Annotated in this window: 16 protein-coding genes and 3 pseudogenes; 9 read left to right on the top strand and 10 right to left on the bottom strand. The window is 70.0% G+C overall.

Annotation, left to right across the window (positions count from 1 at the left end):
- Window positions 1–3: 3 nt before the first annotated feature.
- From OH809_RS00635 to OH809_RS00625, 3 genes and pseudogenes are all read right to left on the bottom strand, one after another.
- The gene (locus tag OH809_RS00635; protein ID WP_406415360.1) at window positions 4–2,793 is read right to left on the bottom strand and encodes an AAA family ATPase; all 2,790 of its coding nucleotides are present in this window, start codon (window positions 2,791–2,793) and stop codon (window positions 4–6) included.
- A 462-nt stretch (window positions 2,794–3,255) separates the two neighbouring features.
- Window positions 3,256–4,407 (bottom strand): Gfo/Idh/MocA family oxidoreductase, encoded by a 1,152-nt coding sequence (locus OH809_RS00630; protein WP_406415358.1) that lies wholly within the window; start codon window positions 4,405–4,407, stop codon window positions 3,256–3,258.
- 203 nt (window positions 4,408–4,610) lie between these two features.
- Window positions 4,611–5,363: pseudogene (locus tag OH809_RS00625) on the bottom strand (DUF4158 domain-containing protein); the annotation flags it as partial.
- A gap of 279 nt (window positions 5,364–5,642) precedes the next feature.
- Here OH809_RS00625 and OH809_RS00620 point away from each other — a divergent pair.
- The 3 genes from OH809_RS00620 to OH809_RS00610 are packed head-to-tail and all read left to right on the top strand — an operon-like array spanning window position 5,643 to window position 9,302.
- A complete protein-coding gene (locus tag OH809_RS00620) occupies window positions 5,643–6,131 on the top strand; it encodes a (2Fe-2S)-binding protein (protein ID WP_376667718.1) in 489 nt (162 codons plus the stop codon).
- Window position 6,132: 1 nt separating this feature from the next.
- Window positions 6,133–7,110, top strand: coding sequence for an FAD binding domain-containing protein (locus OH809_RS00615; RefSeq protein ID WP_406415356.1), 978 nt, complete (start codon window positions 6,133–6,135; stop codon window positions 7,108–7,110).
- Window positions 7,111–7,127: 17 nt separating this feature from the next.
- On the top strand, window positions 7,128–9,302 hold the full coding sequence (locus OH809_RS00610; RefSeq protein ID WP_406415354.1) for a xanthine dehydrogenase family protein molybdopterin-binding subunit: 2,175 nt from the start codon (window positions 7,128–7,130) through the stop codon (window positions 9,300–9,302).
- A 430-nt stretch (window positions 9,303–9,732) separates the two neighbouring features.
- On the opposite strand, the pseudogene OH809_RS00605 reads toward OH809_RS00610, so the two are convergent.
- From OH809_RS00605 to OH809_RS00585, 5 genes and pseudogenes are all read right to left on the bottom strand, one after another.
- Window positions 9,733–10,637 (bottom strand): annotated as a pseudogene (locus tag OH809_RS00605) (RNA-guided endonuclease InsQ/TnpB family protein); the annotation flags it as partial.
- Window positions 10,638–10,855: 218 nt separating this feature from the next.
- Window positions 10,856–11,887: a M14 family zinc carboxypeptidase gene (locus tag OH809_RS00600; protein WP_406415353.1), complete on the bottom strand. Its 1,032-nt coding sequence runs from the start codon at window positions 11,885–11,887 to the stop codon at window positions 10,856–10,858.
- An 11-nt stretch (window positions 11,888–11,898) separates the two neighbouring features.
- Entirely contained in the window at window positions 11,899–13,101 is a 1,203-nt protein-coding gene (locus OH809_RS00595; RefSeq protein WP_406415351.1) for a M14 family zinc carboxypeptidase, read from the bottom strand.
- Window positions 13,102–13,353: 252 nt separating this feature from the next.
- Window positions 13,354–13,806: a transposase gene (locus tag OH809_RS00590; protein WP_406424632.1), complete on the bottom strand. Its 453-nt coding sequence runs from the start codon at window positions 13,804–13,806 to the stop codon at window positions 13,354–13,356.
- Entirely contained in the window at window positions 13,710–15,122 is a 1,413-nt protein-coding gene (locus tag OH809_RS00585) for a Mu transposase C-terminal domain-containing protein (RefSeq protein WP_406415349.1), read from the bottom strand. Before OH809_RS00585 ends, OH809_RS00590 begins: the two co-directional genes overlap by 97 nt.
- 33 nt (window positions 15,123–15,155) lie before the next feature.
- Here OH809_RS00585 and OH809_RS00580 point away from each other — a divergent pair, with 33 nt between their 5' ends.
- From OH809_RS00580 to OH809_RS00560, 5 genes and pseudogenes are all read left to right on the top strand, one after another.
- Window positions 15,156–15,587 carry a hypothetical protein gene (locus tag OH809_RS00580; protein ID WP_406514806.1) on the top strand — a complete coding sequence of 144 codons (432 nt, stop codon included), beginning with the start codon at window positions 15,156–15,158 and terminating at the stop codon, window positions 15,585–15,587.
- Window positions 15,588–15,924: 337 nt separating this feature from the next.
- Window positions 15,925–16,065: a hypothetical protein gene (locus tag OH809_RS00575; RefSeq protein ID WP_406415346.1), complete on the top strand. Its 141-nt coding sequence runs from the start codon at window positions 15,925–15,927 to the stop codon at window positions 16,063–16,065.
- Window positions 16,066–16,168: 103 nt separating this feature from the next.
- A pseudogene (locus tag OH809_RS00570) lies at window positions 16,169–16,648 on the top strand (hypothetical protein); the annotation flags it as partial.
- 88 nt (window positions 16,649–16,736) lie between these two features.
- A complete protein-coding gene (locus OH809_RS00565; protein ID WP_406424630.1) occupies window positions 16,737–19,427 on the top strand; it encodes a SpoIIE family protein phosphatase in 2,691 nt (896 codons plus the stop codon).
- Between the two features lie 244 nt (window positions 19,428–19,671).
- Window positions 19,672–19,968, top strand: coding sequence for a hypothetical protein (locus tag OH809_RS00560; RefSeq protein WP_406415344.1), 297 nt, complete (start codon window positions 19,672–19,674; stop codon window positions 19,966–19,968).
- Window positions 19,969–20,457: 489 nt separating this feature from the next.
- Here the strand turns inward: OH809_RS00560 and OH809_RS00555 are convergent, their stop codons facing one another.
- The gene (locus OH809_RS00555; protein WP_406415342.1) at window positions 20,458–21,393 is read right to left on the bottom strand and encodes an AraC family transcriptional regulator; all 936 of its coding nucleotides are present in this window, start codon (window positions 21,391–21,393) and stop codon (window positions 20,458–20,460) included.
- Window positions 21,394–21,482: 89 nt separating this feature from the next.
- Here OH809_RS00555 and OH809_RS00550 point away from each other — a divergent pair, with 89 nt between their 5' ends.
- Window positions 21,483–22,412 (top strand): NADP-dependent oxidoreductase, encoded by a 930-nt coding sequence (locus OH809_RS00550; protein WP_406415341.1) that lies wholly within the window; start codon window positions 21,483–21,485, stop codon window positions 22,410–22,412.
- A gap of 323 nt (window positions 22,413–22,735) precedes the next feature.
- Here the strand turns inward: OH809_RS00550 and OH809_RS00545 are convergent, their stop codons facing one another.
- On the bottom strand, window positions 22,736–26,884 hold the full coding sequence (locus OH809_RS00545; RefSeq protein ID WP_406415340.1) for a carboxypeptidase regulatory-like domain-containing protein: 4,149 nt from the start codon (window positions 26,882–26,884) through the stop codon (window positions 22,736–22,738).
- Window positions 26,885–26,998: the final 114 nt, after the last annotated feature.

The raw sequence follows: 26,998 nt of genomic DNA, 5'->3' as shown, positions 1-26,998 counted from the left end.
ACGTTAGGGGCGGTGCAGCTTTTCCAGTGCGTCACGCAGGCCCGCCCGTGAGGTCACGCCCAGTTTGGGGAACGCCTGGTAGAGGTGGGTGGAGACGGTACGCGGGGACAGGAACAGCTTCTCGGCGATCTGCTTGTTGGACAGGCCGGCCGCGGCCAGGGCCACGATCTCCCGCTGCTGAGGGGTCAGGGCCTTTCCGGGGAGGGCGCGCACCGGGCTGCCGCAGGCGCGCAGTTCCTGCTCGGCCCGGGCGGACCAGGGCTCGGCGCCCAGCCGCCGGAAGACCTCCGCGGCCGCGCGCAGGTGGCGGCGGGCCCGGGCCGGGGCCTGTCCGCGCCGCAGGCGCTCACCGTGGAGCAGGTGGATGCGGGCGTGGTCGAAGGGCCACCGCTCGCCGCCCTCGACGGCCAGCGCCTCGCTGAATCCCAGGGATGCTTCGCTGTCGTCGTCCGCCGCCAGGGCGGCGCAGGCACCCAGGACCATGCGCAGGCGCGGTGACACGGTGTCGAGACCGGCGTCCCGGGCCGCCCGGACATGTTCAAGGGCCTTGTCCCGCCGTCCGGTTCGCACCGCCGCCTCCGCCAGGTCGAGGAACGCCCACAGGGCGTGTCCGGTGAACGGCGCCAGGGTGCCGGCCGGGGTGATCCGGCACGCCTGGTGGTACGCCTCGTCCAAATCCCCCTGGGACAGGGCGATGAGCGTCTTGGCGTGCGCGGCATAGCAGGTGATGGCGTGGGCGCGGCGGGATCCGCCCCACTGGTCCATCTGGTCGGCGAAGGCGCCGGCGGTGGTGAAGTCCCCGCAGGCCGCGGACACGCAGGCGAGCACGAACTTCCCGGTCCAGGAGCGCAGCGGATAGTGGTACTCCTCGCACAGTGCCAGCCCGTCGCCGACCACCTGGCGCAGTTCCGCCCACTGGCCGGTGAACCAGGCGTGGCTGCCCCACAGGAACGAGGCCTGGATGGCGGGGAAGTTGTTCTCCCCGGTGCGGCCGCCCCGCGCGGTACGCCGCAGCGGCTCGTCCATGGCGCCGAGGCGGTCCGCGTACGCGCCGGCGGTGCCGATCCGTACGATCCGGACCGGGTCGGAGGTGCCGGGCAGCGCTTCGACGGCGGCGTCGAGAGCGGCCCAGTCCGACGGGAGGGCGTGGGCCGGGTCGGCGAAGGTGGCCCGTAACAGCCGCAGCGTGTCCGGGACGGCGGTGCACTTCGCCGCCGTCACGTCGTATCCGGCCCACAGATCCCTTCTGGCTCCGTAGACGCACACGATCAGCAGGGTGGACAGTGCTTCGAGCACGGTCCCGTCGGCCGGGTCGTACGGTTCGGGCTGGAGGGCGATCGCGCCGGACAGCAGGCGGTGGGCGGTGTCGACGTCGCCGTAGCTGTTGAGCAGGTACAGCGCGGTGGCCACCGCGCCGGCCAGGGACGCGCCGTCCGGGGCGGCCTGGCGGGCGTCGTCCAGCAGGCGGGGCACGTCGCGTACCCCGCCGGTGAGGATCGTCCCGAGGTACGCCGCCCGGGCCAGCCGCCGGGCCTGTTCGGCGGCCGCCGGACTCAGTGCGGCGGCGCGTACGAGCGCTGCCACCGCGTTGGGCCCGTCGCCGCGCCGGGCGCTGACGCCGGCGGCGTCTTCGAGCAGGGCGGCGATCTGCTCGTCGGGTTCGACCGCGGCCTGGGCCAGGTGCCAGGCCCGCTGTTCGGGGACGCCGGTCCAGGCCTCTGCGAGCGCCCGGTGGGCGCTGCGGCGCTGGTCGCTGGTGGACAGGTCCACCACCGCGGAGCGCATGAGTGAGTGCCGGAACGCCAGCCGCCCGGTGGCGTCGTCGACGTGGACGAGCCGGAGTCGCTCTGCGGGGGCTAAGTGCTTCAGGCCGCACCGTCCTTCCACCGCCCGGCGCACGATCAGCAGGTTGCCGCTGCCCTCCAGCGCCGCCACGAGCAGCAGGTGCCGGGTGGGCGCGGGTAAGCTCGTGATCCGGGAGGCGAACGTCGCCTGCAGGCGCTGGGGCAGCGGAATGCGTTTGGGCAGGGTGTGGGACGCGGTGCGCTGTGAGTCGGTGAGGGCGGCGGGAAGCTCCAGGAGCGCCAGCGGATTGCCCTCGGCGTCGGCCATCAGCCGGCGGCGCACGCGCGGGGCCAGCGCCGGGAAACGCCGGCTGAGCAGTTCCTCGGACGCGGCCTTGCTGAGTGGCCCCAACTCGTGCAGCGGAAGCCCGCTGTGGTCGAAGAAGCTCTCGTCGCCGAGCCGGACCGAGCACACCGTGCCCGCACCGGAGTTCGGGAGCCGGCGCACCACCCGGCCCAGGATGGCGGCACTGGCCCGGTCCAGCCACTGCGCGTCGTCCAGGACCAGCAGCACCGGCTGTTTGCGGGACAGCTCCGCCACCAGAGTGACGACGGCCTCGGCGACCGCGTCCTGCCCGGGTGCCCTGCCCCGCTTGAAGTCCAGGGCCGCGGCGAGGGCGGGCAGATCCGCCACTGCCGCCCGGCTTTCGGGCACCGACGTCAGCAACTGCCGCAGTGCGCCGTAGCTGGTCTGCGCCCGGTACTGCACGCCCGTCGCGTGCAGCACCCGCATCCCCGCGGACTCGGCCTCCTGGGCGACGGCGGCCAGCAGCGCCGTCTTGCCGACGCCCGGCTCGCCGAGCACCACCAGCGACCCGCCCATGCGCGGAACGCCGGCCAGGAAGGCACCGAACAGCTCCATGTCGGCCTCGCGGCCGACCAGTGCGTGCCCCACGACGTGGGCATGCTTCGCGGCAGGCGCGGTGCAATCGGTGCTGCGGTTGTCCATCCCCACACCCCTTGGCGATCGTCGTCGGCGGCAGACATGTGCTTGTGGGGGGAGAACAGGTCCGATCACAACGCAGGACACATTCGCTGTGTGGTCTCCGCTGTAAGCGTCCCCCGTACGCCGGCTCCAGCATGGAACGCGACGGCCGAACTCGGAAGCCCCACCGCAGCGACCAGCGTCCAGACCTCCATCAGGTCCTCGGGCTCCCAGCCGTCCTGCCGCACGCGCGCCCCCTGTCCGGCGTACGGGACGGATTCCGATGGGACGAGAATGACGGATCGCGGGACAACCCCCCTGCAATCGGTTACAGAGAGCTACTTGTCGGGTAGCGGCAGCTATACGAGAACAGGGCCTGGATCCCCGTTGTCGCATTGAGGCTGTCGGATTCTCACTCGTTCTCGTTCGTGCTGGCGGATTCTCATTGCGGTGTGCTCTGAGCGGCGGCGTTTCTCGCTTCGGGGCCTACGCGCCTTGCTCTGTGAGTGTGACCTTTCGGCCCGCGCGCGCCGCCTCTCGGATCCGCTCCAGCATGCGGTGTCGCCGGACGGCGTGCCGGAAGTCGGGAACGCCGTCCTCGTCCGGCGCAAGGCTCCCGGTGATCTGGTCGCGCAGAAGCGCGTACTCGTGGGCGACGTTGCAGGCGGGCTCGGCGGATCGCTCGGTCCATTGTGTCAGCGACCGCTGGTAGCGGGCGGGAACGGGAAGTTCGGCCAAGGCGCCGTCCTCTCCCCGGGCGCCGTACAGCCGCAGCCGCCCCTGGAACCACAGAGCCTGGTCGGCTTTGACGACGAGATCACCCTGGGTGCCGTTGATCTCCCAATGAAACGCGGTGGCGCGTGACGTCCCACCGCGGATGTGCATCGCGGCCACGGCCCCCGACTCCAGCACCCCCGTGACGGCGATCTGGTCCTCTGCGCTCTTGGCCGCGACCGCCCCGCTCGTGACGTGGGTGACCTCCGGGCGCAGGTTCTCGATGTGAGCCGACACGTCGTGGAACTCCCCGAGCACCATGGTCAGCGCGTCGACCGAGTGCCCGAAGGGGATCGACAGCAGCGTGGCGCCGCTCGTGCCGTCCAGCACGTATGCATGGCTGTCGTCGTAAGTGGCGCCCCCGATCCAGCCCGACCCGAGCATGCTGGTCGACAGCACCCGCCCCGCGTAGCCGTCGGCGACCAAGTCGCGCAGATACCGAAGCGGCGGAGCCGACCGCGCCTGCAGGCCGACAGCCGTGAGCACGCCCCTGCGGTGCGCAAGGTCGGCAAGTTCCTCGGCCTGCGCGAGGTCGGCACCGAGCGGCCATTCGCTGAACACCATCTTCCCCGCTTCCAGCGCGGGTCGGATGAGTTCCAGGTGATGCGGAACCTTCACCGTCACCACCACGAGATCGACTTCCTCACTGCGGGCCAGCTCCTCTGCGCTGCCGAAGGCGAGCGGCACCGCATACTTCTCGCCGGTCGCACGCGCCGACTCGGCGCTGCTGGCGCTCAACGCCCGCAACTCGTATCCATCGAGCCCGGCCAGCGCCGGCACATGCGCGGTCGCCGCCCACCCGCCGCTCGCGCTCAGCCCTACGACACCGACACGAATCAGCTCCCGATGAGGGGAAGTGGACATCATGTACACCCCAACGTTCGCGACCGGCTGTTCTCTCACCTCAAAACGGCCCATAGCCATGGAGGACACGGTCTGAGTATCGCGTTCAGCCACATGCCGATTGGTTCGCCGTTCGTCAACGGCACCTCAACTCGGAGAGTTCGCCCCGCCTTGCGGCTCGTCGGCGCCTCCTGCCGCGATGCTCTCGGCGTAACGTGCTCCTTGACCCGCCGCCGCGACAGCGCCGGGAGCCGGCGGACCGCCTTCAGGATGCGCTTGCCGCCCTGGGCCGCGCCCAGCGCATTCGACTCGTCCAACAGCGACACGAACGGGCGCACGGTGTTGTAGCGCAGGGCCAGCTTCTCGCGCATCGCCGCCTCGGCCGACTCGTCGTCCTTCGGTACCAGTGCCTCGACCCAAGCCACCGAGCCGGACACGGCCTCGCGCGGCACGGCCTCCTCCACCGCCGCCCACAGCGCCGCCACGTCCAGGTCCGCGTCATGCTCGGCGACCAGGTCCAGCTCCTCGGCGAGGATCTTCGACGCCTTTGCCAGGATGCGGGCCGCCTTCTCCAGCTGCGGCAGCACCGCCAGGCGCTGCTTGTCCGACACCCGCCGCGCCGGGCTGATCAGCCGAGTGGCCATCAGCAGCACGAACAGGTCCAACGCGTCATCGACCGCCTGGGCCTCCAGATTGCGCACCACCGCCGTCAGCAGCGCCGTCTTCCGCGGCTCCGGCGCCCGCTCGATCGTCTGAGCCTTGCTCAGCTGCCCCTGCCGAGCCAGCGTGTTCAACCGGTTCACCGGCACCCGGGACAACGTGCCGATGTAGCGGACGGTACCGATCTGCACCGCCATCCCCAGGCGGTGCCCGTCGGATCGCCGCAACACAATCAGGTCGCGGTCGTCGTCATCCAGGAAGAAGAAGAACCGCTCCAGCTCGGGGCGCGTCGGCACCTCACCGAAGGCCCCGTAGACAGCGGCCTGCGACTGTCGCCGGTGCGTACGGTCAAGTCAGGGGCAGCGGTCCGGGACCCGTGACTACTGGGCGGCGACGACGGCCGGGCTGCGGTCTGCTGGCTTCGTGGCGGCAGCGAAACCGCAGAACGGTCCTCTCACGTCAGCCGAAACACCACCACATGTCAGCAAGGCGGCGAGTCACCGGCATCCGAGTCCGTCATAATATGCACATATTTCTCGTTCGTTGCGAAAAATGCTTCCTTCCTAAGATCTGCTGCCCGCCCCAGGAGCGATGCAATGCCGAATGAGAGTCTCATCCCGGAAACGACACTCACCTTGCAGGTCAACGGGACGACCACGCAGGTGACGTGCGATGCGCGCACGACCCTCCTCGATCTCCTGCGCGAGCGGCTTCGGCTGACCGGGGCGAAAAAGGGATGCAACCGGGGCGAGTGCGGTGCCTGCACCGTCCACCTCGACGGGCGCCGGGTCAACGCCTGCATGGTGCTGGCTGCAAGCACCGACGGCTCCGAGGTGACAACCGTCGAAGGACTCGCCCGGGACGGCGAACTGCACCCCGTCCAGCAGGCATTCATCGACGCGGACGCCTTCCAGTGCGGGTTCTGCACACCTGGTCAGATCATGTCGGCCGTCGGCTGTATTCAGGAGGGCCATACCGGATCGAACGATGAGATCCGTGAATGGATGAGCGGGAACATCTGCCGCTGTTCCGCATACCCGCAGATCGCCGCCGCCGTCGAGGCAGCAGCCGGAAAGGGGCGGTGACATGCACCCGTTCACCTACGTACGAGCCGAGTCCCTGCCCAGCGCCCTGGACAGCGCGCGTACCGAGGACACCATGTTCCTCGCCGGCGGCACCGAACTGCTCAACTGGGCGCGGATCGGCATCGAGTCGCCGAGCCACCTGGTCGACATCGGCCGCCTGCCCCGGCTGCACGAGATCACCTCCACCGGCGACGGCCTGCACATCGGTGCGCTGGCCCGGCTCAATGACGTGGCCCAGGACCCGCGCGTCGAGACCTCGTACCCGGTGCTCTCCCAGTCCATCCTCAGGGCGGCCTCCGCGCAGCTGCGCAACCTGGCCACCATTGGCGGCAACCCGGTGCAGCGCACCCGGTGTCCCTACTTCCGCTCCAACGGCCCGGTGGCCTGCAACAAGCGTGTCCCCGGCTCCGGTTGCGCGGCTCTGCACGGCGCGAACGAGCGGCTGGCCATCTTCGGATGGACCGAGGACTGCGTGGCCGTACAGCCCTCGGACCCCGCCGTCGCCCTCGCCTGCCTGGACGCGGAGATCATCACCGAGCACGTGGACGGCGGACGCCGGATTCCGGCGACCGAGTTTCACACCCTGCCTGCCGAGGACCCGTCGGCGCACAACGTGCTGCGCCCCGGCGAGCTGATCACCGGCATCGAGATCGGCACGCCCGCGCCCAAGTCGGCGTACGTGAAGGTGCGTGAGCGCCAGAGCTATGAGTTCGCGCTCGTCTCGGCGGCCGCCGCCGTCGAGATCCAAGACGGCCTGATCTCCCGCGCCCGCCTGGCCCTCGGCTCGGTCGCGCTGCGTCCCTGGCGGCTGTACGACGCGGAACAGGCGCTCGTCGGCCTGCGCCCGGGCAGCCCTGCGGTGAGGGACGCGGTTACCTCCGGCTTCTCCGCCAGCCGTCCGCTGTCCTCGAACGCGTACAAGATCCCCCTCGCTCGCAACACCGCACTGCGTGCCCTCGACCTAGCCCTGGAGGCATGATGACCGGCATGTGTGGCGTGACCAGGCAGGACGGCCCCGCCAAGGTCACTGGAGCGGCGACGTACGCGGCCGACTACAACGCGGAAGGCCAGCTATACGCGGCCCTGGTCGGCGCGACGATCACCGCCGGCCGGGTCACGGGATTCGACGTCGAGGAGACGCGGCGGGAGCCGGGCGTCGTCCATGTGCTGACCGGGCTGCCGGCCGTCGACGAGGCATTCGCCGGGGTGCCCAGCCCTCCGCTCGCCACCCGCTTCCTTCCCATGCAGGGGGACGTCGTCAATTACTGGGGGCAGCCCGTGGCGATGGTCCTGGCCGAGTCCCTGGAGGCGGCCGAGGGCGCTGTGACGCGCGTGCGGGTGTCGTACGAGCGGGAGCCGTTCATCAACCCGGACACGGCGGTGTCCGTGCCGCCGTCGCCGGACAGCGGCTACGGCATGCTCGACGCGCAGGAGTTCCGCAAGGGCGACGCGGCCGGCGTGCTCGCCGAGGCGCCCGTGCGCGCGGCCGGCACCTACACGCAGCCGTCCCGGCACGGCAACCCGATGGAGCCGAGCGCGATCCTCGCCGAGTGGCACGACGGCCGGCTGACAGTCCACGACTCCGTCCAGCACGTGTACGCGGTGCGGGACGCCCTGGCCGCGGTCTTCGGCATCGCCTTCGACAAGGTGCGGGTGATCAATCCGCACACCGGCGGCGGCTTCGGCACCAAGGCGTTCATCTGGCCGCACGAGATCCTCGCCGCCCAGGCCGCCAAGGCGGTCGGCCGGCCGGTGAAGCTGGTGCTTACCCGCCAGGACATGTACAGCATCGTCGGCTACCAGCCGCTGATGGAGCACCGCGTCTTGCTAGGTGCCAACGCCAGCGGCGAACTCCAGGCGGTCGTCCACGAGGTCGACAACGTCACCGCCATCACTGACGACTACGTCGAGTTCGGCTCCGTGCCCGCCAAGGCGCTGTACGCCTCCCCGAACATCTCCACCAGCCAACGGGTGCGGCGCGGCCACGTCAACCTGTCGTCGTTCATGCGCTCGCCCATCGACGGCCCTGGCACCTGGGCGCTCGGCTCCGCGATGGACGAGCTGGCGCACACCCTGTCCATGGACCCGCTCACCCTGCGCCTAGCCAACTACGCGGAGAGCTACCCCGCCGACGGCACGCCCTGGTCCTCGAAGAAGCTCAGGGAGGCGTACGAGGAGGGTGCCCGGCGCTTTGGCTGGTGGGACCGGCCCAAGGGCGGCACCCGGGACGGGCACTGGCTCATCGGCCGCGGCATGGCCGACTGCACACAGGGCCAGTTCCGGTTCACCTCGCAGGCTCGGGTGCGGCTGCGAGCCGATGGCACCGCGAAGGTCGAAGCCGGCTACACCGACATCGGCGCGGGTTCCACCACGATCTTCCCGCAGATCGCCGCGGAGACCCTCGGCATCGACATCCGCTCCGTCCAGGGGATCTCCGGCGACACGGAGCTGCCGTACGCCGGTCCCACTTACGGTTCGGGCACCACGATCGCCATGGGCACCGCCGTCCACCTGGCCGCGAACGACGCGCTGCGCCGGCTCGCCGACCTGATGTCCTGGCCGGCCGAGGAGGTGCGCGCCGACTCCGGCGCCCTCATCTGGCGCGAGCACCGCCGGCCGTACACGGACATCTTGCGCGCGGCCGAGTTGGACGAGGTGGCCGGCAACGGCGAGCTGGTGCTGCCCGGCGGCGCGTCCGCCGACGCGGGAGCGCCCGGTGTCGCCTCCCGCACCTTCGGCGCCATGTTCATCGAGGTCGGCGTCGACCCGGACCTCGGGCTGCTGCGGCTGCGCCGCGCGACCGGCGTCTACAGCGTGGGCGCGGTCGTCAACGAGCGCACCGCCCGCTCCCAGATGATCGGCGGACTCGTGTGGGGCTGGGGCATGGCCGCCATGGAGGCCAGCCGCTTCGAGCCGAATCTCGGCCGCTGGCTGTCCCAGGACCTCGCCGGGGTGGCACTGCCGGTGAACGCCGACATCCCGCCGCACATCGACATGTCCTTCGTCGACGAGTTCGACCCGCACGCCGAGCCGCTCGGCGCCAAGGGAATCGGTGAGCTGTCCGCCACCGGCATCGCGGCGGCCGTGGCCAACGCGGTGTTCGACGCGACGGGGCGGCGCGTGCGGGACCTGCCGATCACACCGGAAAAGCTTCTGGACCCCCGCATGTAAGAGCCGGGCCGGGCCCGGTCGACACCAAGCCGATGGAAGAGAAAGTGCCGGACATCGCAGCCGAGGCGCTGCACGGATGGAGTGTGCGGGGCCGAACCTTTGCGGTCGCCACCGTGGGGTCGACCAGTTACCTGGTCTCGACACCGGTACGCAGATTCCTAAGCTTGGAAGCACGGGAACCCGCGGGCCGAGCCAGACGTCACGTCGGCCTGGAGCGCGGATTCCACTGAGCCGAGCCCAGAACCGAGGACCCGACAGCACCGACGGCCACGAGCCGCCATGAACGGGCCACCGGAGGAGCTTGCGGAACGGCCCTACCGCGCCTGCCCTGGCGGCAGGGTGTAGCTCGGCCACTTGCGCGAAATTCGGCTCTGTCAGCCGGAAGAGCAGGATCGTGACTCCTCCCCGCCCTGAAGAGCGGGGCTTCTCGCTATGCCGGTTGGGCTTCGCGACGGACCAGCCCGGCCCGTAGGACGTTGAGAGCCCCGGCTGTGTCGGCGTGTGCGCTGTGGCCGCATGCGACGCAGTGGAACTTCTCCTGTGTGGGCCGGTTTTCCTTCGCGGTGTGCCCGCATTCGGGGCACGTACGGGAGGTGTTGCGGGGGTCCACGGCGACCACTTCCCGCCCGGCGCTTTCAGCCTTTGCGTGCAGGATCGTCAGGAACACCCCCAACCGGCATCGTTGATCGAGCGGTTCAGCCCGGCCTTCGCGGCGGCACCGTTGGGCAGGAAGGTGCCCGGCTGGTCGGGGTCCGGCTTGGAGGCGGGGGCCCTGCTCATGTTGCGGATCTTGAGATCTTCGTGCGCGATGACGTCGTGCGCGCGGACCAGGCCGAGGGCGGTCTTGTGCGTGTGATCCAGGCGCTGACGGCGCACCTTGCCATGCAGTTTGGCGACCTGCTCCACGGCCCGCCGGTGGTTGGCGGTGCGGTCCTTCGCCTTGCGGCGCGGGAACCGGGACAGTGCCTGCTGGGCGGCTTCGAGCCTCGCGGCAGCGCGGCGTCCGTGCCTGGGTTTCTCCACGAACCCGCCGCCCGAGTCGGCGAGGAAGCTGGCGATGCCCAGGTCGATGCCGGCCACGCTACCCGTCGGCGGCAGTGGCTCGGGCCGCTCCTGCTCAGCGGTCAGCACGACGAACCATTTGTGGCCCTTGCGCTTGACGCTGACCGTCTTGACCTTGCCCACTACGGGCCGGTACTGGTTCACCTTGACATGTCCGACACCCTGCAAGCGCACGCGGGTCACAGTGTCGTGCGGGGTGGAATCCCAGCGGCAGCCGTCCCCGTCCTTCGGAAACTCCACCGTGTCGAACCAGTTCACCCCACGAAAACGCGGGCGCGCGGCGTGGAGAACTTCAGCAGCGCCTTCGCCGGGGCAGAGACACCGCCGGAGGCCACCAGGCCGGGCGGAGCCCGGGAGCGGCCCGCAATGCGGGCCGCTCGCACTGCACTTGGGTCCCGGAGCGAAGCGGAGGGACCTGCCCGGCTTGCCGCCAGCGGTGCGCGCTCCGCTCCCGCTCCGCGGGAGCGCGGTGATACCCGCTCCGGCAGTCGTTAGCTGCCGCCGCACTGCTCCTGCACGGCGAACGGAAGGCTTCCGTAGCCCGAGACGTTATACGAGCCGAGGGAGCCGTCGGCGGCTGCGGTGAGAACCGCCATCGTGGGGATGGTGAAGAGCCGTTCCAGCTGGCCGTTGCTCTTCTGGCCGACCGAGCGGACCTCGTAGAAGATCGCGCCCTTGGTCGAGGTGTGCAGCACCGGCTGTTCGTCGGCGGGGGCCGTGCCACCCATGAGCATGCGGCTGAAGACGGCGTTGGTGATGTCGATGAGCGGGTAGTGGGCGGCATTGGCCAGGCCGTAGTGGTCCAGCGCGTCGACGCTGACCATGGCCATCTGCCGGTTGGTGAGCCACTGTTCGGCTGTCATCCGGGACGGGGCGATCGAACGGGCTCCGATCTGGAACTGGTTGAGGTCGTTCGTTCCCGCGACCACCGGGGCCTGACCCATGTGGTGCAGGTCGAGGCCCAATTGCGGGGCGGTCCGGCGCCACAGCTTCCAGTAGGCGACCGACTCCGGCTGGGCGAAGTTCTCCCAGTCACGGTTGAGGTCGGTACGGGTCGGGGTGGTGCTCTGGCGGATGTTGGCCTCGGCGCCGTCCGGGTTGTACATGGGGAGGACGACGACGGTGAGCTTCTCGCGGATGAGGCGTGCGGCAGGGTCGCCGCTCGCCAGGTGCCCGAGAATCTGGAGGACGGCCTCGGTGCTGTGCAGTTCGTCGCCGTGGATACGGGCCTGCAGCCAGAAGACGGTCGGCCCAGTGCCGACGGTGGCGTACAGCAGCTTGCGTCCCTCGCCCGACAGACCGGCCGTTCCGACATTGACGAGTCCATGCGAGTTCCGGGCGATACGGTCGAGCTGCCGGACCACGTCGTCGTATCCCGCGACGCTGGCCAGGCTGACGTTCTGGTCCGGCTGGATGCAGGGCCCGCCCGGCAGATGCGCCGGGTCCGCCGAGGCGGTGGAGACGCCGGCCAGTCCGGCGGCCAGCGCGCCAGCAGCGCCGAGCAGTGTGCGTCGTCCGATCATGGGTGCCTCCCTCACAGGTCGTTGCGCGGATTGCCGATGGACGGGCCGGCCGGCGGAATGTCGTAGTAGCGGGCCGGGTCGACGTTCTGGATGTCACCGGTGGCGAGGCTCTCGAGCGTGGTGCCCATCCCGATGAGCGACTGGCGGATCAGCATGCCCATGGACTTCTGGGCCACCGAGCGCGTCTCGTAGAGCATGATTCCGGCGCCGTTGAGTGCGTACGATCCGAGCGCGGTGCCCGGCAGTTCGACGTCGGGGTAGCGGGTGATGCCTCCGAAGCCCGACTGGCCCAGGGCGCGCAGGGTGTCCCAGACGAGCACATTGACCCGGAAGCCCAGGTCGCGGGCGGCCGGGTCGAGCGGATACCCGGTGGTGCCCTTGGTGACGATGCCGACCAGCTGGAGCGTGGTGAGCTGGTTGTCCGTTTCGGACTGCGTGTTGCTGCCGCGGTGGTGGTGGTCGATGAAGACCTGCGGCCGCATCCGCTGGAAGACCGCCGCGGAGGTGCGCGCCTCGGGCGTTACGAAGAAGCCCGGCAGCTCGGACAGTCCGGGCAGCAGGCCTTCGTCGCCAGGCTTCAGCCGGAACGTCAGATCCGGGTGGAAGTCGCGGTTGATGTCGTAGCCGGAGACCCGGCCGGGCTCCAGCAGCGTACGGGGCAGATACCACGGCGCCGGTGTGCCCGCCGCGAGTCCCCATTCCTGCGGTGTCCAGCGCTGGGTGTTCTGCCGCCGCTGTACGAGGAAGCCGTCGGCGTCCCGGAAGTCGGCGCCGTCCATGTTGAGCCGCGGGATGAACCAGACCGCGAGCCGGTCGAGGATCGCCTTGACGGTCGCATGCGAGCTGGTGGCGAGCGTCTGCATCAGATGCAGCGCGACCTCGGTGCCGAGAGGTTCACCGCCGTGGATCTGGGTCTGGATCAGTACGGGGAGCTTGCCGGCGGCGGGCTCGCCGAACCGTACGACATGGATGGGCCAGCCGCCGGCCGAGTGACCGGCCACCTCCACGGCCATCCTGCCCTTCGAACCGGCCGCGATGCTCTGGAGTTTGGGGCCGAGTTCGGAGTTCGCCGTCAATGCGGCCTTCTGGACTGTCTGTTCCGGCTGGATCCACGGCCCGTTGGACCGCGACTGCGGTTCCGCGTAGGCCGACGGCTGGAGAACCGTCCCCACCCCGAGGCCTGCCATCCCGGCCAGGATCGTGCGTCGACGCATGTGCTCTCGCTTTCCGGTCGATGGGAGGGATCCCCCCGGTCCCCTCCGACAAGAACGATTGCAGCGATCACGGTCTGTCGGCCCAGTCTGATTCCTGGCAGCGTGCATGACAAGACATCAGCATCCTCTGGTTTCACTGCTGTATCGGGGCAGGAACGGGCATCGGCCCGGCCGGTCATCGAGGCGCTGGGGCGCCAGTCGGGGCGGGACGGCCCGGGGTGGCAGCTCCCCATGGAACGGCCACCCCTGTGGTCAGCGCTTCGGAACCGGGAACGCCACCGGGCTGCGTAGGCCGGCCCGCGGGCCCTCCTTGAGCAGGTAGGCGCGGTGCAGGGTCGGATGGGCCTTGGCGATGAAGGCGAGTTGGGCACGCTGGCCAGCAGTGAGGTCCTCGGGGTTTTTCCACAGCGCGAAGCGGGCCTTCTTCAGGGACTTTGACCCGCGCGTGGCGCGGCCCTTGCCACCGCGCTCGGCGTTCCACACGGCGCGGCGGACCTCGTCCAGGGCATCGGTGGCCCACTGCACGACGTGGAAGGGGTCCATTATTCGCACCGCGTTCGGACACCGCTCGGCCACGACCGTGGAGATCCACTCGGCGGCATCCGCGGTCACGTGTGTGATCTTCGCCGACCGCTCCTCGCCCAGCAGGTCGAAGAACGCCCGCACGGTGTCCGCGTCCCGACGGCGGACGACACCGGAAAACAGCGTGCGGCCCTGCTGGTCGCTGAAGGTGGTGGTCTTGATCGTGTTCTGCTTCTTCTTGCCGGACACGAAGGCCTTGCGCCCCGGCCGTCCGGCGCGTGGGCGTCGGACCTCGGGCGGGCCCAGGTATCGGGCGCGGGGCCGTACGGAACGAGATCAGGACGGGCCAGCACACGGTGGTCCGTCTGCGCCGCCGCGCCCAGCTCCTCTTCGGCCTGCACGGAGGTCGGGGAGGTGAGCGGGTGGGGCGGGGCGGCGGTGGTGGAGGCTTCGAAGCGCCGGCGGCGTAGTTTCTCCGCGGCTTTCAGATCGGCTTTGAGCCGGCGGGCGGCCGCGGTGCGTGCGGCTTGGACGGAGCGGATCTGCTCCCTGCTCGCGGCGGCGGCCAGGAAGGCCGATCCGAGGTGGCGGCCGGTCGCGGCGTCGAAGACTTCGATGGTGTCGTCGTGGTGGGGCAGGTGCCGTACCGAGATTTTGGTGCCGGTACGGCCGTTCATCCAGGGGGCGAGGTAGTCCCGGCGGCGCCACCGCACCCCGCTGGTGCTGATCGTGTACGTGCGGCCGTCGTCCTCCAGGGCGAACGTCGCCAGCTGCCCGGCGGACACATCCGTCAGCGGTGTCGCGTCGGCCTGCCACGCCTCGACGGGGGTTTTCCCGTTCAACGCGGACGGGTGGTGGCAGGTGTTCCACCAGGCCACCCAGTCCAGCAGCAGGCCCACGAACGCCTCGTAGGTCAGGGGCGGGGCGTCGGGGTCGGCGAGATGGCCGCCGGTGAGTTTTTGGCGGCCGGTGTAGCGGGGGAGTGAGACGAGGAACATCTCCTCCACCGCGTCGTTCAGCGCCTCGATGGTGCCCTTCAGATGCGGGGTGTAGGCGGGCAGATCGGCCACGGGGACGGCGAGCGCGCCCATCGCCGCGGTGACCGTCGCGCACAGGAACCCCTTGCCGCGATCGACCCGGATCTGACCGGGCAGCCCGCCCACCGGCCCGAACGGCTCGGTGCGGGTAATCGCAATGCGCAAGGACGCCAGCACCGCGTCCCGGCTCGGCGCGTGCGCGGTGACCGCCACCCCGGTGATTGCTTTGGTGGCGCAGTCGATGAACCAGGTCACCCACGGAGTGGCCAGCTCACCCTCCACATCGACCCCGACGGGCACGTGCTTGTGGTCGCCCTCCCACACCGCGTTGCGGTGCGTCGCCGGACGCTGCCCGAAGACGTCATGCGCGTGCCGCGCCGCTTCCCCGCTCTTGAGGCCGGCCCGTTCCCCGCGGGTCAGGTCCCGGCGGACCGCCCGGTGCAACGTGGAGAGCGACGGCACCGCGGGCGCGTCCGGATCCTCGGCCGCCCGCTGGTGCTGAAGAAACTGGACCGACCGCTGCTTGCGTGGACACAGGAGTCGCAGGCGTACCTGTTCGACTCGGCCGCGCACTACGCCGAGTTCGCCGATGAGCCGGGTGGCCTGTCTCCGCTGGAGAAGAAGATCGCTGCTCTGCCGCCGCGGCGGGAGTGGAGGATGGAGCGGATCTGGACCCCGGATGAGGAGTCCAGCGAGGAACACGACGCAGCGTACGAGAAGGCCAGCGTGACGATCGGCGGCCGCCTGCTGCACCCCCGCGATCTCGACTCCTACGCCACCTTCGCCTACGAGTACGCCGCCTCGAAGACGAAGGCGACTTCACCGACGCCGAAAACGGCACTGGCGACCTCACCACAGCCCTGGCATGGGCGGCCGCCGGCGTCTGCGTCCTCCAGCAGTCCCTCCCGTACCGTTCCTGGGCAGTGAGCAGGAGTGAGTCCCGGCTCACCGGTACGCCCCGAACGGTCTTGGGCGCACTGGTACTCCGCTTTCGCGTCCCGGTCGGCGACGCATATCCCGTATGCGGTCCGTCCCGGGCGGGCGGAATTCCTACGACCTGGCCATATGGGTGTGGCCAGAGGCGACGGGGAGGCCCCGAACCATCTCGCTGGTGACACGGGGGCCCCGACTGCTGACGCCACACCCGGCGTCCCAGATCGCACCGAATACGTTACGCACACCCCGCCGGGCATACCCGCAGCTCGTCACACCGTTCACCCAATCGTGTCCATGTTCGCCAAAACGATGTGCTTGCTCAGCAGTTGTGAACCCCTTCAGGGACGTCCTGCTCTACGGCGACACCGGCAACCGCCCCGCCCACCGCATCCTGTTCGCCTACGCCTCGCTGCTGCGCCTCAAAGACCCGCGCAAGGCCGCGCCCTGGTTCACCGCGCTGGGAAGCTGACCAAGCCTCAGAAGCGGCTCCAGGCCGCCTGGTGTAGGCAACCGAATCTGAGTGGCAACCGCAGGTCAGGGCACAGGCGCGCGAGCAGGCAGCCGCCTCCAGCGGCATGATGGTGGAGGTGACGGCGTACTTCGGATTCGCTTGCAAGGGCAGCTCGGACGATGGCCGCGAGCGCACCATCACCACGCCGATCTCACCCACCTACGCCGCGCAGATCCTCCAGCTTCGGGAGGATGGTGCGACGGAGGAGGAGCTGCATCCGATCGTCGCGGGGGTCATCACCGAGTCGTATTTCACGGAATGGGGCACCAGTTTCACGGAAATGGGGCACCAGCGCCGCTGGCCTGCGTGCGGATGTTACGCACGTCCAGTCAATAGATTTCCGGTTCTGGCACGGTCGAATTTCGGGCCTGCCATAAACCATATTCTGCGGGCCGCCACACAGCGCTCCGGCGGCGGCCCGCTCCCGAATCCGCACCATGAATACGAGGCCGAAGATGACCACGCCCTGGCCGCCCCGGCGCACCGCGCGCCGACAGCTCGCCCGTCGGTTCGCTGGTTGGCGTGCGTGGAGACGGCGTGAGGTTCCACGTCCGGGAACGGAGCAGCCGACTCGTCCCGCGGACGAACGGGAGATCCAGCACCGGTCGCCCGGGCGGCGCCTGCGCTCCCTGGTGAGCGCGCGGAGCGTCGCCGGTCAGGTGTTCCTCCTGCAGCTGGCGGTCGTGGTGCTGCTCGTGGCCGCGATGGTGGTGACGCTGGCGGTCCAGGCCCAGCACCAAGGGACGGAGAAAGCCCGCGACGAGGTGCTTGCCGTCGCCGAGGCGTTCGCGAATTCTCCGGGGATCGTGCAGGCGCTGGACAGCCGCGATCCGAGCGCGGTACTGCAACCGCTCACCGAGAGGGCCCAGAAGCGGTCCGGCGTCGACGCCATCGTGGTCATCAGCACGGACGGGATCCGGTACACCCACCCCGACCCGCATCGGATCGGGAAACACGTAGTCAAGGGCGACCCCTACCGGAAGGCGGTGAGGGGCACGGCCCTCACGGACTCCGAGGTGACTCCGCTGGGCGTTTCGGTCTTCGCGGAGGTCCCCGTCTTCCGGCCTGACGGCTCGGTCGCCGGCATCGTGTCCCCCGAGATCAAGGTCAAGAAGGTGAACGAAGCGGTGGCCGGGCAGCTTCCGGTGCTCTTTGGCACCGCGGGCGGCGCGCTCGCCCTGGTCGCGGGCGGGTCGGCGCTGATTGGCCGGCGGCTGCTGCGCCAGACCCGCGGACTGGGCCCCGCCGAGATGACTCGCATGTACGAGCATCATGACGCGGTGCTGCATGCGGTGCGCGAGGGCGTGCTCATCGTCGGCGGTGATGGGCGGCTGCTGCTGGCCAACGACGAGGCGCGGCGGCTGCTGGAGCTGCCGGCGGACGCGGAGCAGCGCCAGATCACCGACCTCGGCCTGACCCCGGGCGCCGCCGAGCTGCTTTCCTCGGGGCGGACGGCCACCGACGAGGTCCATCTGGCTGGCGACCGGCTGCTGGCCGTCAACGTCCGGCCCATCGAGCGCTACGGCGGCCCGGCGGGCAGCGTGGCCACGCTGCGCGACACCACCGAACTGCGCACACTCGCAGGCCGGGCCGAGGTGGCCCGCGAGCGCCTGCAGTTGCTCTACGACGCGGGCGTGCGGATCGGCACCACGCTGGATGTGGTGCGCACCGCCGAGGAGCTGGCGGAGATGGTCGTCCCGCGGTTCACCGATTTCGTCACTGTGGAGCTGCTGGATCCGGTGCTGCGTGGCGAGGAGCCGGCCGAGGCAAGCACCGAAATGCGCCGCACCGCCGTCAGCGGCGTCCGTGGCGACCTGCCTCTCTACCCCGTGGGGGAGCTGATCCGCTTCGCCTCCACCAACCCCATCGCCGCCGGGGCGGCCGGCGGCCACGCTGTGCTGGAGTCGGACCTCGCCGACTCCGACGGCTGGCGGGCCCAGGACCCGGAGCGGGCGCGGCGGGTGCTGGAGTACGGAATCCATTCCCTGATCTCGGTGCCGCTGCAGGCCCGCGGGGTGGTGCTGGGGATGGCCAACTTCTGGCGGGCGGACGCCTCCCCTCCCTTCGGGGAGGAGGACCTTTCCCTCTCCGAGGAGCTGGCCAGACGTGCTGCGTTGTGCATCGACAACGCCCGCCGCTACACCCGCGAGCACACCCTGGCGGCCACTTTGCAGCGCAGCCTGCTGCCCCGCACCCTGCCCGAGCAGACCGCCGTCGAGGTCGCCCACCGCTACCTGCCCGCCCAGGCCGGGGCGGGCGGCGACTGGTTCGACGTCATCCCCCTGCCCGGCACCCGGGTGGCCCTGGTGGTCGGCGACGTCGTTGGCCACGGCCTGCACGCCGCCGCCACCATGGGTCGGCTGCGCACCGCCGTGCACAACTTCTCCGCCCTGGACCTGGCCCCGGACGAACTCCTGAGCCACCTGGACGAGCTGGTCGCCCACATCGACCACGACGAGGCCGATGGCCAGGGGGTCACGGGGGCCACCTGCCTGTACGCCATCTACGATCCCGTCTCCGGCCGATGCACTGTGGCCCGGTCTGGCCACCCCGGCCCCGCCCTGGTCCACCCCGACGGCACCGTCACCTTCCCGGACGTACCCGTCAGTCCCCCGCTGGGCCTGGGCGGCAGCCTGCCCTTCGAGACAGCCGAACTCACTGTGCCCGAGGGCAGCCAGCTGGTCCTCTACACCGACGGGCTGATCGAGGACAGGGACCGCGACCTCGACACCGGAATCGAGCAGCTGCGCACGGCCCTGGCCGATGCTGTGGACCGCACCCCGGAGGCCACCTGCCAGACCGTCTTCGCCACCATGCTCCCCGAGCGCCCCCGCGACGACATCGCCTTGCTGGTGGCCCGGACCCACCTGCTGGACCCGGCCCGGGTCGCGGACTGGGAGGTGCCCTCCGACCCGGCGGCAGTCTCCCGCGTCCGTACCGACGTCACCCGCCAGCTGGAGACCTGGGGCCTGGACCAAGTCGCCTTCACCACCGAGCTGATCGTCAGCGAACTGGTCACCAACGCCATCCGATACGGCACCCAGCCCATCCGGCTGCGCCTGCTGCACGACCGCAACCACCTGATCTGCGAGGTCACCGACGGCTCCAGCACCTCCCCCCACCTGCGGCGGGCGGCCACCACGGACGAGGGCGGCCGCGGGCTGTTGCTCGTCGCTCGGTTCGCCCAGCGCTGGGGCACCCGGTACGGCGCCCGCGGCAAGGTCATCTGGACCGAACAATCCCTCCACGACGCCGCAGCCGAACCCGGTGCAGGCCTCGGCGACAACCTGTTGGATCTATGGACTGACACAGAGCTGTGACGGCGGCGTATTCGGTTGCAGCGCAACTGCTGGTGCGGGTCGCGGATCTGGATCCGGGTCTGCGGCCGGCACTGCTGGCGCTGGTCGAACCTGATTGGAGTCCAAAGCCCGCGGCCGCCGGCCTTTGAGGACGCCCGTGGCCGCCACGACCTCCCTGACCTTGTGGAACAGCCGGTTCGGGTCACCGGAGCGTTGCAGGCGGCGGCGGAAGTAGGTCAGCAGCGAGGGATCGAAACGCGGTGTCGTGGAGCCCCAGCCCGCACGCTGCCTTCCAGCGCAGGTCACAGCGCTGGCTTTGTTCACGTCCAGCGACGCTGCTCTTACCCGGCGTTTCGAAGAGGTCGCGGAGAAGACCGACCGCGAGTTCGGGATCATCAAGTCCGACCTCACCGCGGTGCGTCTGCAGGTTGGGAACCTTGATCAGAAGGTGGACCGGCTTGATGGCCGCCTTGATTCGCTCAGCCAGCAGATGGAGCGTAGCCAGGCGCAGATCATTGAGCTGCTCGCGCAGCTGGTCGGCAGAGATCCCGCCGCCGGCTGATCGTGGGCCGTGGTTCGGCCAGGCGGATCAGTGCGATGTGCTGGTTTGGTGTCAGTGGGGTGCGATCTCTCGCTTTCGTGCAGTGAATGGTGTGACAGTGGCGGGTTCCTCGTGTGTTGCCGGGACATGCTGGTCAGTGAGTTGTTTTCGCCGGGCAGTTTTGGCCCCACCCCGCCGAGTTGTTTTGGCCCCACTTTGGGCCGTGTGGGTGAACGGCGTGGGAGGGCTGCGGGAGGAACGGATTGTTCTGGCCCCACCCTCGATCGGGTGACGTTTCCTGACTGTCCTAGGACGGAGCAGGATCGTGTCTTTTGGCCCGGGTTGGTGGCGGTAACGTGTGATTCACGACGCCCGCCCGGCCGCTTCCCCTGACAGGAATGCGGACGGGCGGGCGCCTTGTTGGCGCCCGCCCGTGGGCGATGGTGTCGGCGTACACCTGACTGTCCCCAGTCACGTACAACTGAACGTGCCCAGGTTGCAGCGCCGGATTCAGCTCCTCCGCCGGTAGGTACCGGGTGCCGTTCCGTGCGTTCGTTTGAACGCGTTGGCGAAGGCGAACTCGGATGTGTAGCCCACTTGGGCGGCGATGGATCTCAAGGGTGCGTCCGAAGTCCGCAGCAGGCGCGCCGCCGTGGTCATCCGCCACCAGGTCAGGTAGCCGAGGGGCGGTTGACCGATCAGCAGGGCGAAGCGCCTGGCGAACGGAGCCCGGGAGAGCCCGGCTTCCGCCGCGAGTTTCGCCACTGTCCACGGCGAAGCCGGGTCTCGGTGGATGGCGTGGAGGGCGGCGGTGACCGGGGGGTCGTTGAGTGCGGCGGCCCATCCGGTGGTGTTGCCCAGGGAGGACTGTCCGTTGAACCAGATGCGCAGGATGTAGAGCAGCAGCGCGTCCAGCAGCGCGGGGACGGCTGCGTCCGTGCCCAGACGCGGGTTCTCCACCTCTGCGGCCAGTAGCTCCACGGCTGAGCTCAATTGCGGATGGCGGACCGCCTGTGTCGGCAAGTGGATCAGTTGCGGAAGGGTCAGCAACAGGGGGTGAGTGCGGGACGGGTCGAGCTGGTAGGCCCCGCAGAGCACCACGGTGACCGGGCCGTCGTCTCCGCTCCGGTCGACGCTGTCGGAGGCGTAGGTGCCGGACAGCTGGTGGTCGTCGGGGCCGCAGGCAGGGGCCGTCACTGGGGTTTCGGGGCTGTCGGCCAGGGTGTGCCCGCTGCCGTGGGGAAGGAACACCACGTCGCCCGCGCCCAGCTGGACGGGCTGCGCCTCCGGAGGCAGCAGCCAGCAGGAACCCTGCAGGACCACCTGGAAGCCCGCCGACCCTGGGACGGAGGCGAACTCCTGTCTCCACGGGGCATGCCACCGCACGTGCGCCGACCGGGAGCGGCCGGTGCGCGTCACCGCGACCACGTCGCTGAGTACATCCATGCGCTGAGCGTACGTGTGCGAGACGTACGCGCATGAACTGGGCGCTCTGACGCATGGATCGTCTCCGCGTGCGTTCGTAGATTCGCGGTATGACGATGATGAAGACCGCGCGTATCCATGAATTCGGCGATGCTTCCGTGATCCGTTACGACGCAGTTCCGCGCCCTCGACCCGCCTTCGGTGAAGTGCTCATCCGTGTCGCCGCGACCTCGTTCAATCCCACCGAGGCCGCGTTGCGCGCCGGAATGCTGCAGGCGTTCCTCCCTGTGGACCTGCCCTACACACTCGGGTGGGACGTCGCCGGCACCGTGGCCGAGATCGGCGCGGGGGCGCAGGGGTTCGCCGTCGGCGACCGGGTCATCGGGTGGCTCGACAGCGGTGGGGCCGCCGAATACGTACGGGCGCCCGTCGCCGTGCTGGTCGCGGTACCGGACGCTGTCCCTCTCGCGAACGCTGCGGCTCTTCCCTTGGCCGGCCTGACGGCATGGCAGGCGGTCTTCGAGCATGGGAAGGTAGCCGCTGGCCAGCGGGTGCTGGTCAACGGTGCAGGCGGCGGCATCGGCGGCTTCGTCACGCAGCTCGCGAAGTATGCCGGAGCCGAGGTGATCGCCACGGCCGGTGCTCGAAGCGCCGAGGCGGTCCGGAGGCAGGGTGCGGACCGAGTGATCGACTACACCGCAGGGCCGGTGGGCGCCTCGCTCGACGGCCCGGTGGACACTCTGCTCAATCTGGTCCCGCTGAGCCCGCCGGACGCCGCAGCTTTGGCGCCTCTGGTGCGGCCGGGCGGGCGTATCGTCTCGATCGCGACCCCGGTCGAGTCACCTGCTGATGCCGGGGTGACTGCGATGCACATGGTCGCCCGAAACGATGTAGCGCGTCTGGCGGCGCTTGTGGAACTCGTCGAGGCGGGCGCGGTCGCCATCGACATCAGCGAGTCACGCCCGCTGACCGACCTCGCAGACGTTCACCGCCTCAGTGAGGCCGGCCGGACCCGAGGCAAGGTCATCATCATTCCTTGAGGCTGGGCGGCCGAACGCTCTCTTCAGCTCCCGCGCACCCTTCCCGGTGGGCACGTTCCCGTGTACCTGGCTGAGCATGTTGGCGGGTACGCCGACAGAGGGGCTCGCAGGATTGTCAGCAGGGGACCGCTGCCGGTCAGTTCGCCGCTGCGTCCTTAGATAGGACTTTACCGGTTAACCATCACCATATTGCCCAGCCGTGGCCGCATGCGTTTCCGTGAACTGCCAGCGGTACCCCCCCGCTTTCCTGGACGACGGTTGGCATCTGAGTGCCACGCGGGCCGGTCCCGGAGGACCGGCCCGCGTGGGTCAGAGGGACACGGTCAGGAGGCCTTCTTCAGCGTGAAGTTGCCGGTCGTCGTCTCACCCTTCTTGATCTTCACACTGGTGGTGATCGACTGGTAGCCGTCCTTGAACGCGGTCACGGTGAGCGGGTTGTTGCGGCTGTCCAGCCACAGGGCGAAGGTGCCGTCCTTGGCCGTCCGCACCGTGTAGCTCGCCGCCGAGCCGTTGATCTGGACCGTGGCCCCGGCGAGCGGCACGGTGCCGCCCTTGCCGTCGGCGCCCAGCACGGTGCCGGCGTACTTGCCCCAGCTGGCCGGCGGGTTGACGTGCATGGTCACGTCGATCTCGGGGCTCTGGTACGGAGTGTCGGTCCGGGCGGTCAGCGCGGCGGTGTAGTCGCCGGGCTGGGTGATCTCGGGGACCGAAGCGTTCAGGGTGACCGTGACCGTGGTACTCGCCCCGGGCTGGAGCGTCACCTTCTGCTGGGAGGTGGACAGCCAGCTGACGTCCCAGGAGCCCACCTGGTCGTAGCCGGGCAGCACCTCGACGATGACCACCGGCGTCACGCTGCCGCCGGGGCTGCCGCCGACCTTGTAGAAGCCGGCGGCGCCGCCGGCACGGTAGACGCCGAGGTTGGCGTTGGGCAGGGCGGTCCAGCTGCCGGTGCGCGGGTCGAAGGCGAAGCCCTGGTTGGTGACGCCCTGTGCGGTGACGCCGCCGGAGGTCAGCAGCAGGCCGTTGGCCGAGCTGTACGCCGAGCCCCACAGGTCGATGGGCAGGTCGGCGATGGCAGACCAGCTGTCGTACGCCGGGTCGTAGACGTAAGCATGCTTCACAGAGGCGGTGTCGGTCACGCCGCCGGCGCAGTAGAGCTTGACGCCGATGCCGCCGCACGCCGCCCAGGAGACCGGCTCCGGGTAGGGCGCGATCTGCGACCAGCTGTCGGACGTGGGGTCGTAGACGGTGACGTCCTTGGTGCCGCAGGAACTGGTGGCGCAGCCGCCGACGACGTACAGCTTGCCGTCGAGCACCGCGCTGCCCGAACCGGCGTACGGCTTGGGCGAGGGGGCCTTGGTGGTCCAGGCGTTCGAGGCCGGGTCATAGACTTCGAGCTTGGCGTCGGGGCTGCCGGAGACGCCCCAGCCGCCGACCGCGTACAGCTTGCCGCCGATGAAGCCGTGGGCCGGGGCCCTGCGCGTGTCGGCCGCGGAGGCCAGCTGGGACCAGGAGCCGGTGCCGGGGTCGTAGGCGTACAGCGCGTTGGTGTCCTCGCTACCGGTGTAGCCGAAGGCGGAGTAGAGCTTGCCGCCACCGGCGTCCACCGCGTTGTCCTGCAGGCCGGTCGGCAGGGTGGCCGCCAGCTGCCAGGCATCGCCACCCGCGTTGGCGGTCGCCGCGCTCGCCCGGGCCTGCGTCCCGGTGCCCTTGTCGGCCTTGGTGGCCAGTGGCGAGAAGGTGCCCTTCACCAGGTTGAGCGGCGCACCTCCGGCGGCCTGCATGTGGAAACCGCCCGACTGCTCGCCCAGGGTGAGGGTGGCGGGTGCCCCGCCGGTGTTCTTCACCGTCAGGTCCTGCGTGGTCTGCTTGCCCCAGTCAAGGGTCTTGTTGACGGATCCTGGGGTGATGGTGAGCCGGCCTGCCTTGAGGGCGAACGCGGCCTGGGTGGTGCTGTCCGGGGCGACGTTCACCGTCTTGGCCAGGTCGGAGTAGTAGGGCCTGGAGGCGGTGAAGGCGTGGTCGCCGGTCTTGGTGGTGAACATCCAGTAGAAGCCGTCGCCGAGCGCCGGGTCGTCCGGGGTGGCGGCCGTGATGGCCTTCTCCTGCGGGGCGTCGCCGTTGACCACGGTGGCGCCGACGATGGCCTCACCGGTGTTGCCGTCGGTCACGGTACCGGCGACCAGGCCGCCGGGGACAGGCTCGTAGGTGCGCTGACCGACAAACACGTTATCGAGCGCCCACCAGTAGCCCGAGCCCGTGAAGTGGAACCGCAGCTGCACACCGGACTTCCCGGCGTAGGCGGTCAGCGGGACCTCGACGTGGCTCGGGCCGGTCAGGGTGGCGGTGCGCTTCCAGACGTTGGTCCAGGTGGCACCGCCGTCGGTGGTGACGTCGATGTCGGCGGTCAGGCCTTGGCCGAATGTCAGGAATTGGGTGTCGAAGGCGACCTTGGGGTCGGCGTAGCCGGTCAGGTCGAAGACCGGCGACAGCAGCGAGCTGTCCTGCTTCTTGCCGCTGCCGTAGTAATAGCTGTCGACTACGGCGAATCCGCCGGAGCCGCCGGTCCTGTTGCCCCGCTTGCCCGGGTCGCCGAACTCCCAGCCGCCGGTGGTGCCATCGGCGTTGACGACGCTCCAGCCCTCGGGAGCGGACGTGGTGGAGTCGAAGGGCTCGGTCGGGCCGGTCAGCTTGACCGCGTAGCCGGGGGCCCTGGCCGCCTTTGCGTCCACCGGGACGGCGACGTCCACGGTCTGCGCCGAGCCGCCGACGGTCACCTGCTTGGTGACGGGCTGGTAGCCGGGGTACTGGGCGTCGATGTGCAGGGTGTAGGTGCTGTCCTGCGGCAGCTCGATACTGTACGCGCCGGTGTACGGGTCGGTGTGCAGCGGTGCGCCTGGCACACCGTCGACGGTGATCTTGGCGTACAGTGGCCAGCCGTGGCCGGAGCCGTCGGTCACCTTGCCGGTGACGGTCCGGCTGGGCACCACGGCCAGGGCGAAGTCGGCGTTCAGGGTGCCGCCGTCGAGGACGGTGACCCCGGTGGTTTTCTTGGTCGCGTAGCCGTAGGCGGAGGCGGTGACGTCATAGGTGCCGGGCGGCACGACCAGGCTGTAGTGGCCCTTGGCGTCGGTGGTCGCGCGGTAGTCGCCGGCGGCGATGGAGACGCCGGACAGGGCCGCGCCGGAGGTGTCGGTGACGGTTCCGGAGACCTTGCCGTGCGGGCCGCTGCGGAACGCTGCGGTGCCGTTGGGCGTGCCCAGGCCGGTCGGGCCGTCGTACCCGGGACCGGCGGTGCAGAAGTAGCCCGGGTTGCAGCTGCCGTTGGCGCCCGTCGTCACGTCGTTGAGCGCCGACGGGTTCTGGGAGTTCTGGTAGGGGTACGAGTTGGGGTAGCTGCCCGTGACGGGGGTGCCTGCGGTCGCGTACACGCCCGCGATGATCGGCGCCGAGGCGCTGGTGCCGCCGTAGACGGCCCAGCCGGAGCCGCCGTAGGTGTGGTACACCGCGACCCCGGTGGCCGGGTCGGCGACCGCGGCCACATCAGCGACGGACCGCTTGCGGCAGCCGGTGTCGGTCTGGAAGGCCGGCTTGGGCTCGTACAGCGAGCAGCCCGAGCCCGTGCCGCCTGAAACGTTGTTCCACACCGACTCGGACCAGCCGCGGCTGGTGGCGGTGTCCCGCTTCAGGGCGGTGCCGCCGATCGCGGTCACATACTGCGAGGCCGCCGGGTAGGAGACGCCATAGCCACTGTCGCCGGAGGAGGCCACCACGGCGACACCCGGGTGGTTGTAGTGGGCGTCCAGCAGGAGCTCGGACGAGTCCTCGCCACTGCCCGGCGTGCTGGTGTAGTTGGTGCCGTAGGAGTTGGACACGTACTTGGCGCCCATGGCAACGGCCTGGTCGACGGCCGCACCCATGTCCGCGAAGCCGGCGCTGTCGGCCTCGACGAGAAGGATGTGGGCATTGGGGGCGGCCGCGGAGACCATGTCAAGGTCCAGCGATATCTCGCCCGCCCAGCCTGCGTTCGGGGCCGGGTAGTTGGTGCCCCCACGCTGGTCGACCTTCTGGAAACAGCCGTTGTCGGTGGTGCACGGGGACAGGCCGTACTGCTGGCGGTAGACAGCCAGGTCCGCCTCGGCGTTCGGATTGTCGTAGGCGTCGACGATGGCTATCGTCTGGCCCGCGCCACCGTCCGCCGGCAGGTTGTAGGCGCTCTGCAGATCAGCGGGGCCGAAGCCGCTCGGTGCGGCGGCCGCCAACTGGACGCCCTTGACGCCCTTGATGTCGGTACGACGCAGGGCGAAGCAGCTGAACTCGCCCTTCTTGGGCGTGCTGCAGACCTGCTCCACCCCAGGACCGGCCGCTGATGCGGAGGTGCCCGAAGCCGCGGCCGCGCTGTCCGTGGCGGCCTGGGCGGCGGGAAAGCCCGCCCCCATGACGGCCACGGCCACCGCGGTCAGTACGGCCAACCGCGCGGATATCCTCCGCGCGACTGGTCTCGATTGCCTCAAAGTGGGCAACGTGTGACTCCCATGTAGAGCTGGGGTCGACCCGTGCACTGGTTCCCGGTCGACAGCGGATGG

The organism is Streptomyces sp. NBC_00873 (genome assembly GCF_045207415.1).
Taxonomy (GTDB): domain Bacteria; phylum Actinomycetota; class Actinomycetes; order Streptomycetales; family Streptomycetaceae; genus Streptomyces.
The sequence above is the reverse complement of the archived record's forward strand: the minus strand, read 5'-3'. Positions and strand labels throughout refer to the sequence as shown.

Excerpts from the sequence above, each read along its gene's own strand:
- OH809_RS00555 (WP_406415342.1), bottom strand. The coding sequence starts at position 21,393 with ATGGATGTACTCAGCGACGTGGTCGCGGTGACGCGCACCGGCCGCTCC.
- OH809_RS00595 (WP_406415351.1), bottom strand. The coding sequence starts at position 13,101 with ATGCGTCGACGCACGATCCTGGCCGGGATGGCAGGCCTCGGGGTGGGG.
- OH809_RS00600 (WP_406415353.1), bottom strand. The coding sequence starts at position 11,887 with ATGATCGGACGACGCACACTGCTCGGCGCTGCTGGCGCGCTGGCCGCC.
- OH809_RS00550 (WP_406415341.1), top strand. The coding sequence starts at position 21,483 with ATGACGATGATGAAGACCGCGCGTATCCATGAATTCGGCGATGCTTCC.
- OH809_RS00630 (WP_406415358.1), bottom strand. The coding sequence starts at position 4,407 with ATGTCCACTTCCCCTCATCGGGAGCTGATTCGTGTCGGTGTCGTAGGG.
- OH809_RS00635 (WP_406415360.1), bottom strand. The coding sequence starts at position 2,793 with ATGGACAACCGCAGCACCGATTGCACCGCGCCTGCCGCGAAGCATGCC.
- OH809_RS00615 (WP_406415356.1), top strand. The coding sequence starts at position 6,133 with ATGCACCCGTTCACCTACGTACGAGCCGAGTCCCTGCCCAGCGCCCTG.
- OH809_RS00620 (WP_376667718.1), top strand. The coding sequence starts at position 5,643 with ATGCCGAATGAGAGTCTCATCCCGGAAACGACACTCACCTTGCAGGTC.